This window comes from Micromonospora sp. WMMD1076 (assembly GCF_029581475.1).
Classification (GTDB): Bacteria; Actinomycetota; Actinomycetes; order Mycobacteriales; family Micromonosporaceae; genus Micromonospora; species Micromonospora aurantiaca.
Genome location: NZ_CP120862.1, coordinates 1157700 through 1170947, shown reverse-complemented (window position 1 = coordinate 1170947; position 13248 = coordinate 1157700). Strand labels below are relative to the sequence as shown.

At 72.7% G+C, this 13248-nt stretch carries 14 protein-coding genes; 11 read left to right on the top strand and 3 right to left on the bottom strand.

All coding sequences use genetic code 11. From position 1 onward, the window contains the following. Positions 1-137: 137 nt before the first annotated feature. Positions 138-494, top strand: a complete 357-nt coding sequence (locus O7622_RS05805; protein ID WP_018789120.1) for an STAS domain-containing protein — start codon at positions 138-140, stop codon at positions 492-494. A gap of 10 nt (positions 495-504) precedes the next feature. Here the strand turns inward: O7622_RS05805 and O7622_RS05800 are convergent, their stop codons facing one another. Further along, positions 505-1659, bottom strand: a complete 1155-nt coding sequence (locus O7622_RS05800) for an MFS transporter (protein ID WP_282314051.1) — start codon at positions 1657-1659, stop codon at positions 505-507. Between the two features lie 163 nt (positions 1660-1822). On the opposite strand from O7622_RS05800, the gene O7622_RS05795 reads away from it, so the two are divergent. The 4 genes from O7622_RS05795 to O7622_RS05780 all read left to right on the top strand — a co-directional run bounded on the left by O7622_RS05795 (position 1823) and on the right by O7622_RS05780 (position 3738). Then, positions 1823-2506: a FadR/GntR family transcriptional regulator gene (locus O7622_RS05795; RefSeq protein WP_282312198.1), complete on the top strand. Its 684-nt coding sequence runs from the start codon at positions 1823-1825 to the stop codon at positions 2504-2506. 40 nt (positions 2507-2546) lie between these two features. Then, a complete protein-coding gene (gene mscL, locus O7622_RS05790; RefSeq protein ID WP_282312197.1) occupies positions 2547-3017 on the top strand; it encodes a large conductance mechanosensitive channel protein MscL in 471 nt (156 codons plus the stop codon). A gap of 77 nt (positions 3018-3094) precedes the next feature. Continuing rightward, a complete protein-coding gene (locus tag O7622_RS05785; protein ID WP_121684401.1) occupies positions 3095-3343 on the top strand; it encodes a hypothetical protein in 249 nt (82 codons plus the stop codon). A gap of 29 nt (positions 3344-3372) precedes the next feature. Then, the gene (locus O7622_RS05780; protein WP_282312196.1) at positions 3373-3738 is read left to right on the top strand and encodes a hypothetical protein; all 366 of its coding nucleotides are present in this window, start codon (positions 3373-3375) and stop codon (positions 3736-3738) included. Here O7622_RS05780 and O7622_RS05775 read toward each other — a convergent pair. Continuing rightward, positions 3701-4936, bottom strand: a complete 1236-nt coding sequence (locus tag O7622_RS05775; protein WP_282312195.1) for a benzoate/H(+) symporter BenE family transporter — start codon at positions 4934-4936, stop codon at positions 3701-3703. The genes O7622_RS05780 and O7622_RS05775 overlap by 38 nt on opposite strands. Positions 4937-4995: 59 nt before the next feature. Between O7622_RS05775 and O7622_RS05770 the strand changes: the two genes are divergently transcribed. The 5 genes from O7622_RS05770 (at position 4996) to O7622_RS05750 (ending at position 9732) form a co-directional block, all read left to right on the top strand. Next, on the top strand, positions 4996-5559 hold the full coding sequence (locus O7622_RS05770) for an XRE family transcriptional regulator (protein ID WP_282312194.1): 564 nt from the start codon (positions 4996-4998) through the stop codon (positions 5557-5559). A gap of 93 nt (positions 5560-5652) precedes the next feature. Further along, positions 5653-6372: a protein phosphatase 2C domain-containing protein gene (locus tag O7622_RS05765; protein ID WP_013283512.1), complete on the top strand. Its 720-nt coding sequence runs from the start codon at positions 5653-5655 to the stop codon at positions 6370-6372. A 52-nt stretch (positions 6373-6424) separates the two neighbouring features. Next, the gene (locus tag O7622_RS05760; protein ID WP_282312193.1) at positions 6425-7624 is read left to right on the top strand and encodes a GNAT family N-acetyltransferase; all 1200 of its coding nucleotides are present in this window, start codon (positions 6425-6427) and stop codon (positions 7622-7624) included. Between the two features lie 38 nt (positions 7625-7662). Further along, complete coding sequence (locus O7622_RS05755; RefSeq protein WP_282312192.1) at positions 7663-8412, top strand: ZIP family zinc transporter; 750 nt, start codon at positions 7663-7665, stop codon at positions 8410-8412. A gap of 162 nt (positions 8413-8574) precedes the next feature. Beyond that, the gene (locus O7622_RS05750; protein ID WP_282314050.1) at positions 8575-9732 is read left to right on the top strand and encodes a hypothetical protein; all 1158 of its coding nucleotides are present in this window, start codon (positions 8575-8577) and stop codon (positions 9730-9732) included. Between the two features lie 147 nt (positions 9733-9879). Here O7622_RS05750 and O7622_RS05745 read toward each other — a convergent pair whose 3' ends face one another. Further along, a complete protein-coding gene (locus tag O7622_RS05745) occupies positions 9880-10962 on the bottom strand; it encodes an NAD-dependent epimerase/dehydratase family protein (RefSeq protein WP_282312191.1) in 1083 nt (360 codons plus the stop codon). 924 nt (positions 10963-11886) lie between these two features. Here O7622_RS05745 and O7622_RS05740 point away from each other — a divergent pair. Continuing rightward, the gene (locus tag O7622_RS05740) at positions 11887-13080 is read left to right on the top strand and encodes a site-specific integrase (RefSeq protein WP_282312190.1); all 1194 of its coding nucleotides are present in this window, start codon (positions 11887-11889) and stop codon (positions 13078-13080) included. Positions 13081-13248 lie beyond the last annotated feature (168 nt).

Sequence of the window (13248 nt, the reverse complement as noted above, 5' to 3'; positions counted from 1 at the left end):
GGCGGACTCTATCACCGGAGGCCGACGCGGTACTTGTCACGGAGCAAAGAATGATCGACCGCACCCGTGACCGCTCCCGTTCTGCGCGTCGCGCCCATCGTGGGATACCGTTTCCCCCGAACACAGGAGGTCGACGAATGTCCCTGACGGTGCACACGGAACAGCGCGGCGACGTGGTCGTCGTGTCGGTCGCGGGCGAGCTGGACATGGCCACGGCACCGCAACTCCAGGACCAGATCACGGATCTGCTGGACAAGGGGCGCAGCCGCCTCGTCTTCGACCTGGCCGAGGTGTCGTTCTGCGACTCCACCGGCCTGTCGGTGTTCGTGCGGGCGAAGAACAACTGCGACGAGGCGGGCGGCGTGGTCCGGCTGGCCGCCCCGCAGCGCGGCGTGCTGCGCATCCTCGAGGTCAGCGGCCTGGTCGAGGTGCTGCACACGTACCCGACGGTCGAGCAGGCCGTCGCGGGCGATCCCACCCCGGCCTCCTCCTGACCGATCCCGCTCAGCGCTCGTCCTCGATGTAGCGGGGACGGGCGATCACCATGCCCGCCGCCGTCTGCACGGCCAGCGCCACCAGCAGGAAGCCGATCGGGGCGGTCCAGCCGCCGGTCGCCTCGTAGAGGATGCCCACCAGCAGCGGTCCGAGCGCCGCGATCACGTACCCGGTGCTCTGCGCGAACGCGGACAGCGCCACTGTGCCCTCGGCGGTCCGGGCGCGCAGCCCGATCGTGGTCAGGATGAGCGGGAACGCGCCCTGGCCGAGCGCCAGCAGCAGCACCCACAGCGGCGCCAGGCCGTGCGGGGCGAGCGCCAGACCGGCGTACGCGGCGGCGGAGAACACGGTCAGCGACAGCACCAGCGGGCGGAGCGTGGCCAGCCGTCCGGCGAGCGTCGGCATCATCAGCGCCACCGGCACGCCCAGCGCGGTCACGCCGGCGAGCAGCAGCCCGGCCGTCTCCGGCCGGTATCCGGCGTCCCGGAAGAGCTGGGCCAGCCAGCCCATGATCGCGTACCCGCTGAGCGACTGCGCCCCGAAGTACACCGCCATGGCCCAGCCGAGCCGGGTCCGGGCGGGCTGAACCCGGGCCGGGGCGGCGACCGCCACCGCCGGGGGCGCGTTCCGTCGCGCGGCGCGGGCCCGCAGCGCCAGCGGCACCCACGGGAGTACGGCCAGCGCGGCCAGCCCGGCCCAGATGCCGAGTCCGGCCCGCCAGGACCCGAACGCGTGCGCCACCGGCACGGCTGAGGCGGCGGCCACCGTCGTGCCCACGGTCAGGGCCATCGTGTACGCCCCGGTGACCAGTCCGGTGCGGTGCGGGAAGTGCTGCTTGACGAGCATCGGCAGCAGGATGTTCGCCACCGCGATGCCGGCCAGTGCGAGCGCGCTGGTGAGCACGAAGACGGCCGCCGAGCCGGTGACCGCGCGCAGCACCTGCCCGGCGGTGAGCGCCAGCATGGCCAGCACCAGCACCCGGGGCGCGGCCCAGCGGCGGACCAGCCACGGGGTGAGCGCGCCCAGTCCGGCGAACGCGATGGTGGGCAGCGTGGTGACCAGGCCGGCCATCGCCCCGGAGAGACCGAGACCGATCCGGACCTCGTCGAGCAGCGCGCCCAGGCTGGTCACCGCCGCCCGCAGGTTCAGCGCGACGAGCAGCATTCCGGTCAGCACGAGCAGGCCGCCTCGGACCGCGCGGGGCGCCGGGGTGGGTACGGCCGCGGAGCCGGCGCCGGGGGCGGGCACTGTCGCGGCGGGCGCGGGTGGCGGAGTCATGACCTCGAACCTACAATCATGGGATGAATTTCGGCACGAGGTGTAACCGGTGACACCCGCCCGGGATTCCGTCGCCGTGCCTCCGCGCGGCCACCGGGTCCGGCAGACGATCGAGCAGCTCCGGGAACGGATCCTCGGCGGCGAGTGGCCGGTCGGTGGGCGCATCCCCACCGAGCCGCAACTGGTCGCCGCGCTCGGCGTCGGGCGGAACACTGTCCGCGAAGCGGTCCGCGCGCTCGTGCACGCCGGGGTGCTGGAGTGCCGGCAGGGCTCCGGCACCTACGTGGTGTCGACCGACGAGCTGGCGCCGGTGGTGGCCCGCCGGCTCACCGACGACCGGATGACCGAGGTGATCGAGGTCCGGCGCGCGTTCGAGGTGGAGGCCGCCCGGCTCGCCGCGCTGAGGCGTACCCCCGAGGATCTGGCGGCGCTCGACGGCGCGCTCGCAACCCGTGAGGCCGCGTGGCGCGGCGGCCGGGTGGACGAGTTCGTCGAGGCGGACGCCGCGCTGCACACGGTCGTGGTGGCGGCCGCGCACAACGCCATGCTCGCCGAGCTGTACGCCTCGGTCGGCGCGGCGCTGCGCAGCACCGTGGCCCAGGCGATGGGCGAGGCGCTGACCCCCGAGCGGTACGTGGATCACGGCCGGCTGGTCGAGGCGATCCGGGCCGGCGACCCGCAGCGGGCGGCGATCGAGGCCGGTGCTTTTCTCGAAGGGCCCGCCGGGGCATAGGTTGTCCCCGACGCAGACTCATCAGGGCACGGGAGTACGGATGCTCAAGGGCTTCAAAGACTTCATCATGCGCGGCAACGTCGTCGACCTGGCGGTCGGTGTCGTCATCGGCGCCGCGTTCACCGGTGTGGTGACCCAGCTCACCAAGTCGTTCCTGGAACCGCTGGTACGCGTGGTCATCGTGTTGATCACCGGCAACGACGACGGCCTCAGCGGCTCGACCCCGAAGTTCCGGGGCGTCCCGTTCGACTGGGTGGCCTTCGTCAACGCGGCGATCACGTTCGTGCTCACCGCGGCGGCGCTCTACTTCCTCGTCGTCTACCCGATGAACAAGCTCGCCGAGCGGCGCAAGCGCGGCGAGGAGCCGCCGCCCTCCGCCCCGAGCGAGGAGGTCAAGCTGCTCACCGAGATCCGGGACGCGCTGCTCGCCGGCAACCACGGCACCCCCGGCCAGCGCAGCGCCCTGGACGACGTGCTCGGCCGCCGGCAGGAGCCGCCCGCGCCGCGCTGACGCCGTAGCCGATCGGCCCCCGCGACGATCTCGCGGGGGCCGACGTGCATCGAACACATGTTCGATAGAGTCCGGGCATGGAGCAGCGCAGGCACTGGTGGAACGGGAAATGGGGACGCCTCGCCCGGCGTGACGTCTTCCTCCGGGTGGACGGCGACCGCTGGCACGTGGAGCAGCGGGCCGGCGGCGCCGAGGGGGTCTCCCGGTTCTACGAGCACGCCAGCGTCGAGGAGGCCGAGGAGACGATCCGGGCGCTGCTGGACGGCACCGACACCTGGCGCGAGCTGTCCCCCCGCCCGCCGGGTGGCTGGGCCCCCTCCGTTTAGCGGCCGCGCGACCCGGGAACCGTTTCCGCATGAGCCAGCAGCAGGACACCGTCTCCCGGGTCACCACCGGCATGCGGGTGGTCGACTCCGCAGGCGTCGAGGTGGGCACAGTCGATCTCGTGCAGCGCGGCGACCCGGCCGCGGTGACCGTGCAGGCGCCCACCCCGGTCGACCCGGGCAGCAGCCTGGACGAGCTGATCGAGTCGGCTGCGGTCGAGGAGCCCGACGTACCGGCCGACCTGGCCGCCCGGCTGCTGCGCGACGGCTACCTCAAGGTCTCCACCGAGCTGGTCCGCACCGGCGCGGTCTACGTGCTGGCCGATCGGATCGCCTCGGTGGGCGACGGCGCGGTACGCCTCACCGTCCCGGCCACGGAGCTTCCCGCCGAGGAGTGACGCCGACCGCTTCCGCCTCGGCCGGTGCGGCCTGACCTGGCACGGACGGGGTCGCGCGGCGGCGGAACAGCAGCAGCATCAGCCAGCCCGCGACCAGTCCCCAGAACGCGCCGCCCACCCCGAGCAGGCTCACCCCGGAGGCGGTGACCACGAACGTCACCACCGCTGCCTCCCGTGCGTCCGGCTGGGCGACCGCAGCCGTGACCGCTCCGGCGAGCGCGCCGAGCAGGGCGAGCCCGGCGACGGCCTCGACCAGCACCGGCGGGGAGAGCAGCACCAGGGTGGTGGCCACGCCCGCGCCGAGCCCCAGCAGCGCCAGGCCGATCCCGGCGGTGACCGAGGCGATCCAGCGTCGTTCCGGGTCCGGGTGGGCGTCCGGCCCGGCGGCGAGGGCTGCGGTGATCGCGGCCAGGTTCACCGCGTGCCCGCCCGCCGGGGCGCCGAGGGCGGTGGCGAGCCCGGTCACCCGCAGCGCGGAGCCCAGCGGGGCCCGGTAGCCGTACCCGGCGAGCACCGCGGTGCCGGGCACGTTCTGGGCGGCCATGGTGACCAGGAACAGCGGCAGCGCGAGCCCGACGGCGGCGGGCAGCGTCCAGGCCGGCGCGGTGAACGCGACGACCGGTGCGACGTCCAGCCGGGCCGGCCCGGAGGTGGTGAGCGCGATCGCGACCACTGCCACGGCGAGCGCGCCCGGTACCGCCCAGCGACGGGCGAACCGGTGCAGCAGCAGCCAGACCAGCACCACCGGCCCGGCCAGCCGGGGCACCTCGACCAGGGCGCGTACCGGCGCCGTACACAGCGGCAGCAGCACCCCGGCGAGCATGGCGGAGGCGATCGGGGCGGGGATCGCGGCGACCGCGCGGCCGAGCGCGGGGATCAGCCCGGCCGCGATGATCAGCAGCCCGGCGAGCAGGAAGGCGCCGACCGCTGCCGGCCAGCCGCCGGGGACCGGCCCGGTGGCGACGAGCAGCGCCGCGCCCGGCGTGGACCAGGCGATGGCGAGTGGCAGCCGGTGCCGCAGGCCGAGCCAGACCGCGCAGGCGCCGCTGGCGACGCAGAGCGCGAGCAGGCCGGAGGCCGCCTGGTCCGGGTCGGCGCCGACCGCGCGCAGCCCGGCCAGGACGACTGTGAACGAGCTGGCGAAGCCGACCAGGGCGGTCACCACGCCGGCCAGGACGGGCTGGAGCCGACCCCCCATGCTCTTCCTCCTCCGCCCGTTCCGTTTACGGAACGGCACGGTGTAGCACGATAGCCCCCATGACAGCCGCCGCACCAGCCGACGACCGGAGCGCCCGGGAGGTCGGCCGGCGCATCCGCTCGCTCCGCACCGAGCGGGGCATCTCCCTGTCCGAGCTGGCCCGCCTCGCGGGCGTCGGCAAGGCCACGCTCTCCGGCCTGGAGAACGGCGTGCGCAACCCCCGGCTGGAGACGCTGTACGCGATCACCGCGCAGCTCGGCGTACCGCTCACCGCCGTGCTCGCCGCGCCCGGCCAGGCGCCGACCGTACGCGGGGCCGCGGTCGACGCCACGCTGCTGGAGGTGTTCGGCGACCGGGAGGCGACGTACGAGCTGTACCGGATGCGGGTCGCGCCGGGTCCGGCACAGCTCTCCCCCGCCCACTCCAGCGGCGTGACCGAACACGTGACTGTCTTCTCCGGCGTGCTCCGCGCCGGGCCGGCCGACGCCCCGCTGACCGCCGGCCCCGGGGGGTACCTGCGGTGGACCTCCGACGTGCCGCACACCTATGCCGCGGTGGGCGAGGAGGAGGTCCACGCGAGCCTCCTGCTGCGCTATCCTCGTCCGTCCACACCGGACAGTTGACGCATACCCAGGATGCAAGCTGATGACATTTCTTTCAGCAGACCCGCCAGCGCGTGCAGACGCGGACCCGTTCTTCTTGGCAAGCTTGTCGTCATGACGCTCATCCTCCGCTCGGCCATCCTCAACGACGTCGGCCTCGTCCGGACCAACAACGAGGACTCCGCCCTCGCCGGTGACCGCCTCGTGGCGGTGGCCGACGGCATGGGCGGGCTCCCCGCCGGCGAGGTGGCCAGCGAGATCGTCATCCGGATCCTGGACGAGCTGACGCCGCCCACCGGCGCCGACGAGGCGGCCGACGCGCTGCGCGCCGTCGTGAGCACCGCGAACCAGCGCATCCGCGCGGCCATCACGGTGGACCCGGCCCGCGACGGCATGGGTACGACGCTCACCGCCGCCCTGCTCGCCGGGGACACCCTGGTCCTGGCCCAGGTCGGCGACTCCCGCTGCTACCTGCTGCGCGACCACGAGCTGACCCAGCTCACCCGCGACGACACGTTCGTCCAGGCGCTCGTCGACCAGGGCGCGCTCTCCCGCGACCAGGCCCGGCACCACCCGCAGCGCTCGCTCGTCACCCGCGCGGTGCAGGGCTCCGACGCGCCACCCGCCGTCGGCGCGCTCACCGTCTTCCCCGGCGACCGGCTGCTGCTGTGCAGCGACGGCCTCTCCGACTACGTGGAGGACGCCGCCATCGCGGCGGCGCTCGCCACCTACGGGGACCGCCAGCAGTGCGGCGAGCAACTGGTGAAACTGGCCCACCAGGCCGGCGCGCCGGACAACGTGACGGTGGTCATCTCGGACGTCACCGAGGCGTGAGCGGGCGCCCTTTCCGGTTGCGGACCACGGCGGGTCCGGCTGGGATGAACGGATGCACATTCGCCGGCTGGCCGCCGATGAACGACTGACCACCAGCTTCCCGCTCCAGGCGTACGCGTTCGAGGCGTCGCCGATCGGCGCCTCCCGGACCGACCAGTTCCGCGCGTACCTGACGTACAACGCCGGGAACACGACGCTGGTGGCCGAGGAGGACGGGGTCACCGCGGCGGCCGTGTCGGCGATACCGATGCGGCAGAACCTGCGCGGCGCGGTGCTGCCGATGGCCGGTGTCGCGGGCGTGGCCACCCATCCGCTGGCCCGCCGGCGCGGGCACGTCCGGACGCTGATGCAGCAACTCCTCGACGACGTGCGCGACGAGGGTCACCAGCTCACCGCGCTGCACCCGTTCCGCGCCTCGTTCTACGAGCGCTTCGGCTACATCGGGCTGCCCCGGCGGCGTACCGCGATCTTCGACCCGGCGGACCTGGCGCCGCTGCTGCGCGCCGACCTGCCCGACGAGCTGGTGTGGGAGCGGATCGGCGCGGGGTATGCGCGGTGGCGCGCGTACACCGAGCGGTGCCTGCGCGAACGCCACGGCTTCGCCGTCTTCCCGGACTTCCGGGCGGTCGGGCTGCGCGACCGGGACGACCGCTGGCTGGTCAGCGTGGTACGCGGCGGCGAGACGGTCGGCGCTGTGACCTACCGGATCGACGACCACGCCGGCACGCTGTACGCCGACGACCTGCTGGTCGACGACGCGTACGCCCGCGCGTCGGTGCTCCAGTTCTTCGCCCGGCACGTCGACCAGGTGGCCCGGATCAGCGTCCAGGTGACCCCCGACGAACTGCCCGAGCTGTGGCTCACCGACCTCGACGTGCAGGTCGAGGCGCGGGTGGCCCGGCCCGACCCGACCGCGCCGATGGCCCGCCTGCTCAGCCTGGACGCGCTGGCGGACCAGCCGGTCGGTGTCGGCCGGGTGCTGGTCGAGGTGGTCGGCGACCGCTGGCTCGCCGGCCGCCACCTGCTCGACGGCACCACGGGCAAGCTGGCGGTGCTGCCGGCGCAGACCGCCGCCGAGGGCAGCGTGCCGGCCGCGCGGCTCACCGCCGCCGGGCTGTCCGCCCTGGCGTACGGGGTGCTCGACCCGGCCGAGGTGGTCGTACGCGGGCTGGGTGAGGTGCCGGTGGACGCGGCCGGTGAGCTGCGCCGTCTCTTCCCCCGTGAGCTGCCGCACCTGTTCGCCGACTTCTGACCCGGTTGACGGCGCGCGTCCGGGGTAGGGTCCAGCGCGTGCCGGAGTGGCTGGAAGCGGGATTCTGGGGCCTGCTCGCCGGGTCGGCCCTGCTGATCGGGGCGGCCGTCGGGTTCTTCGCGCGCGTACCGCGCCGGGTGACCGCCTCGGTGATGGCGTTCGGGGCGGGCGTGCTGCTGTCCGCCGTCTCGTTCGAGCTGATCGACGAGGCGCACGAGCAGGGTGGGCTGCTGCCGGTGGCGATCGGCGCGGCGGCCGGTGCGCTGCTGTACACCGCGGCGAACGTGCTGCTGGCCCGGCACGGCGCGCGGCACCGCAAGCGCTCCGGCGACGAGCAGCCCTCCGAGCGGGAACAGCCCGGTTCGGGTAATGCCATCGCGGTCGGCGCGCTGCTCGACGGCGTACCCGAATCGGTGGTGATCGGCGCGAGCCTGCTGGCCGGCGGCCCGGTCAGCCTGGTCACCGTCATCGCGGTGTTCCTCAGCAACGTGCCGGAGGGGCTCTCCAGCGCGGCCGGCATGCGGCAGGCCGGACGCACCCGGCGTTACGTGTTCGGGCTGTGGACGGCCATCGCGTTGATCTCCGGTGCGGCGTCGCTGGCCGGGTACACGCTGCTCGGCGGCGCGCCGCCCGAGGTGCTGGCGACGATCACCGCGCTCGCCGCGGGCGCGATCCTGGCGATGATCACCGACACGATGGTTCCGGAGGCGTTCGCGGACGCGCACCTGCTGGTCGGGCTGATCACCGTGCTCGGTTTCCTGGTCGCGTTCGCGCTCTCGCACGCCTGACCGGCGCGCTCGGTCGCCGGTGCCGCCGCGTTGCCGCCGCCGTGCCGCCGCTTCGCCTCCGCGCGCCTCCGCCCTGTCGGCGGCTCCGGCTTAGCGGTGGGTTAAGGATCGCCTGTGGAGTCGTGCCGGGGTGGCCGGTCCTCCTAGCATCGGGCGGTGCGCGTGAAGTCAGCTGTCACACTGCTCGCCCTCGCTCTGACGACGACGATGCTCCCCGCCTGCGGCGACGATCCGGCCCCCGCGCCCGCCGCCGGCGCCGGCTCGTCGGCCGGTCCGGCGACCGCCCCGGCAACCGCCCCGGCGGCCTCCCCGAGCGGACGGGCCGGTCTCGGCAGCGCCCGGCCGAGCCCCAGCGCGGCCACTGTCGCGTTCCGCGCCGGCAACCCGGACGGCCGGGCCGCCGTACCGGCCGAGGCGCGGCCGGTGGACACCTCGCGCCCGACCCGTACCGTCGGCAGCGGCACCCCGGCGAGCTGCACCTCGGAGGCGGTGGTGAAGGCCGTCGCGGCCGGTGGTCTGATCACGTTCGACTGCGGGCCCGCGCCGGTCACCATCACCATGAAGGCGACCGCCAAGGTGGTGAACTCGCACGGCCCGCGCGTCGTGCTGGACGGCGGCGGCAAGGTCACGCTGAGCGGCGGCGGCAAGCGCCGGATCCTCTACATGAACACGTGCGACGAGGCACAGGGCTGGACCACCTCGCACTGCCAGAACCAGGACCACCCGCGGCTCACCGTGCAGAACCTGACGTTCGCCGACGGGGACGCCACGGGCGAGAAGACCGAGGGTGGCGGAGGCGGCGCGATCTTCGTACGCGGCGGGCGGTTCGCCGTGGTCAACTCACGGTTCGTCGGCAACCGCTGCGACCGTACCGGCCCGGACCTGGGCGGCGCCGCACTGCGCGTGCTGAGCCAGTTCGAGAACAAACCGGTGTACGTGGTGAGCAGCACCTTCACCGGCGGGGTGTGCGCCAACGGCGGGGCGCTGAGCAGCATCGGCGTCTCCTGGACGGTGCTGAACAGCGTCTTCCGGGACAACCGCGCGGTCGGTACTGGCGCGAACCCGGCCCGGGGCGGCACACCGGGTGGGGGTAGTGGCGGAGCGATCTACTGCGACGGCAACGAGTTCGCGGTACGGATCGCCGGCACGGTGATCGAGGACAACAGCGCGAACGAGGGCGGCGGCGCGATCTTCTTCGTCAGCAACAACCGCACCGGCACCCTGAGGATCGACAGCAGCACCCTGCGGAGAAACCCCAGCCGAGGCTTCGAGACAAAGGGCCACCCCGGCATCTTCTTCCTGGGCGCCCAGATCTCCTGACCCTTTTCCCTCCCCTGCGCTGCCCCTCCCCGCGCCGCCCCGGCCTCGCGCCTGCCCTCCGGCTCCGGTGATCAAGGGGTTCGCGTCTTAGTTGATCTCTGGACGGGACACAAACTCCTTGATCACCAGGGCGGGGTAAGGGCGGGGTCAGTACGGGTTGGGGTGGCCGGGGAGGTGGCCTCTGGTCAGGGCTGCGGGCCGCCCTGGGAGCGCCGGGTCCGGAGACAGCGGCGGGGCCCCGGTCCCGGCACGGGTGGCCATGCCGGCGAACAACTCCTTCAGGGCGGTCACCGTGTCGATGCCCGGGCTCCAGCCGAGTTCGGTCTCGGCACGGTGGCTGGACATCAGCGGAACGTTCAGCGCCAGGTCGACCCAGCCGGTGTCGACCGGTTGCAGCCGCGCCCGCCAGGTCACCGCCGCCGCGGCCCGCAGCACCGGCGTCGCGACCGGCAGCGTCCAGCCGTGGAAGTGCCGGGCCACCAGTTCCGGCGTCAGCACCGGGTCGGCCGCCACGTTGAAGGCGCCGCTCGCATCCCCGACAACCGCCCGGGCGTACGCGTCCGCCACGTCGTCGGCGTGCACCGCCTGCATCCGGAGTCGCCGGTTCGACGGCACCAGCGGAATCCGGCCGTACCGCAGCAGGCGCACCGGCACCAGCGGGCCGAGGAAGTAGCGGCTGATCTCCGTACCGGCCTCGCGCTGGAAGATCAGCCCCGGCCGCAGGCGTACCACGCGCAGCTTCGGGTGCTCCCGCTGCACGCCGTCGAGTAGTGCCTCCACCTCCGCCTTGTCCCGGCTGTACGACGACGTCTCCACCCCGGTCGCCGGCCAGTTCTCGCTGACCGGATGGTTCTTCGGGCCGGGCGCGTAGGTGCCGACAGATGAGGCGTACACGAGGGCCGGAACGCCGACCCGGACGGCGGCCTCGATCACCGCACGGCTGCCGCCGACGTTGGTCCGGTAGAGCGTGCGGCGGTCGTGGCTGGGCTGGATCTGCCAGGCCAGATGCACCACCGCCCGCGCCCCGGCGAAGATCCGGACGAGCTGGTCGGCGGCGCCCGGTGCGCCGATGTCGCAGGAGTGCCACTCCACGTCGTCGTACGGCTCACCGGCGCCCGGCCCGGGCAGCCGCCGAGCCACGCCGACCAGCTCGGTGCCCGCCTCCCGCCGCAGCCGGCGCAGCACTGCCGTCCCCACGTTGCCGGTCGCCCCCACGATCACGATGCGCATGACTGGTGCGGTACCCGCTGAACCGGGCAGCAACCGCTCACGGACGGGGGGTTCGTGCGCGCCCAGCCCTTCTCCCGGTCGCGGCGGCCCGCTGCGGCGGACAGGCAGCGCGGGCAGAGCCAGCCCTCCAGGGCTTGCATCTGCGACTTTCTCATCGACGCGCAGCACCATCGCCTTGACTGGCGGATCCAGGCGACACCGGGCCGCACTTCACCAGCGGCGGCGAGCGATGTCGCCTGGCGTCATTCCATCGCTTGGTGCTCGGTGGGTACTCGCGCACCAAGGGGCCAAATCCGGCAAATGCCCGCGCCAAGAGCGACGCGGGACAGTGATGTTGTGCTATTTTCCCAGCTCAAACGTGGGCCGCCAGGGACTCGAACCCTGAACCTAAGGATTAAAAGACCACAGGAAAGGCTACGCCCTCCCAATCGCACTCTCTCCGAATATCACAACGACCTGCGATAACGCAACCGAGGGGCACGACGAGCACCGGCCACTGTGGATCTGGGGTGCTCCCCGGGTGCTCGTCTGTTCGACATAACCCCTGTCCAGCGCATGGTCGAACGTCCGAGACAACCCAGCGAATCCAGCTCGGGCTCGCGTTCGTAGTGCCCGACCCGCTCCGACCGCCGCTTGCTTCGGTTCACTCGTAGGTCGGCCCCTGTTTCTCGGGCCGGCCGCGCGGTGACCGTCGTACCCGTCCGAACTCGGCGTTGTCGTCTGTCCATGTCTGGTGCGTGCTGGGCATTGTCGGACATAACAAACGAATTCCCCTCCGCCAGGGGTCACGCGATCGTGGGGCTCTGACCAGAGGAGCTGGTCGAGGAGGCGATCATGAACGGTGACGGATCTGCAGGCGTATACCGTCGGTGCGGTTGCACGGACCCGGTGGTGGGAGGGCGTCTGGGTCCGCGGTGTCCCCGATTGTCGGATCCAGCACACGGCAGCTGGTACTTCAGCGTCCAGCTTCCCCGCGACACACCGGGCCCGGCCCGGTTCCGCAAGGGCGGATTCCGCACTGCCCGGCAGGCGGCGACGGCCCGCGACCACGCACTGGCGACCGCGGTTGCCGGTACCAACCCACGCCGGATTACCGTCGAGCAGTGGCTACGCCGCTGGCAGCAGAGCTTGCCCGGCCGGGTCCGCCGATCAACCGCCGCCACCTACGGCCACCACGTGGATTACTACCGGATCCCGTACCTCGGCAACCACACCCTGACCGGACTACGACCCGCCCACATCGAAACCATGTTCACGACAATCGGCGCACTACCGACCCGGTCCGGCAGACCCGTCTCCGCCGCGACGGTGCAGCGGATCCGGGCCACCCTACGCCGCGCGCTGAACATGGCGATCCGCGAGCAACTCCTGCTGGTCAACCCCGCCCGGCTGATCCTGCTACCCCGCCCCCACCGACACCGCCCACAACCGTGGTCGGCGGCACGAGTAGCCGCCTGGCGACACGACGGCCAACGCCCCACCGTGTCAGGCTGGACACCAGACCAACTCGCCCGGTTCCTCACCTTCACCGCCGACGACCCGCTGTACCCCTTATGGTGGCTTGCCTCGCTACGCGGCCTACGCCGAGGCGAACTTTGCGCGCTGCGATGGACCGACCTCGACCTGATCGAAGGCACGCTCACGGTCAACCATCACATCGCCCACGTCCACGGCCGGCCCTACCTCGACTCGCCGAAAACCGCCGCCGGACACCGCACCATCGCCCTCGACCGCACTACCGTCACCGTCCTGCGCCAACACCAACAACATCAGCAACAGTTCTTCAGCGACGCCCGCAAACCGTGGCAGCCGGACGGGCCCGTATTCACCCGGCCCATCCGCCCCGACTGGCTCACCCACCACTTCACCGCACGCGTCACCGCATCCGGACTACCACCAGTACGACTCCACGACCTACGCCACGGCGCCGCCACCCTCGCCCTCACCGCACACACCGACCTGAAAACCGTCCAAGACATGCTCGGCCACACTAGCTACGCCTTCACCGCCGACACCTACACCACCGTCCTACCCGAACAAGCCAGACAAGCCGCCGAAACCACCGCCCAAATCATCCTCAACGCCCAACACAAACTCCCCAGAACCAAGCCCGGATAGATGTAGGCACCTCTCCAGCCGACGCCAAGACGACCGCGTGGCCGCCGCCCATAGGCCGTGTACGAGGACGTGCCTACCAACTCGGCCTACGATGCAGCCTCCCGACCACGTCGGCGTGCCTGAACGGCACCCGGTATCGATCTTGCCGCGACTGTTGTCCGGTTCGAC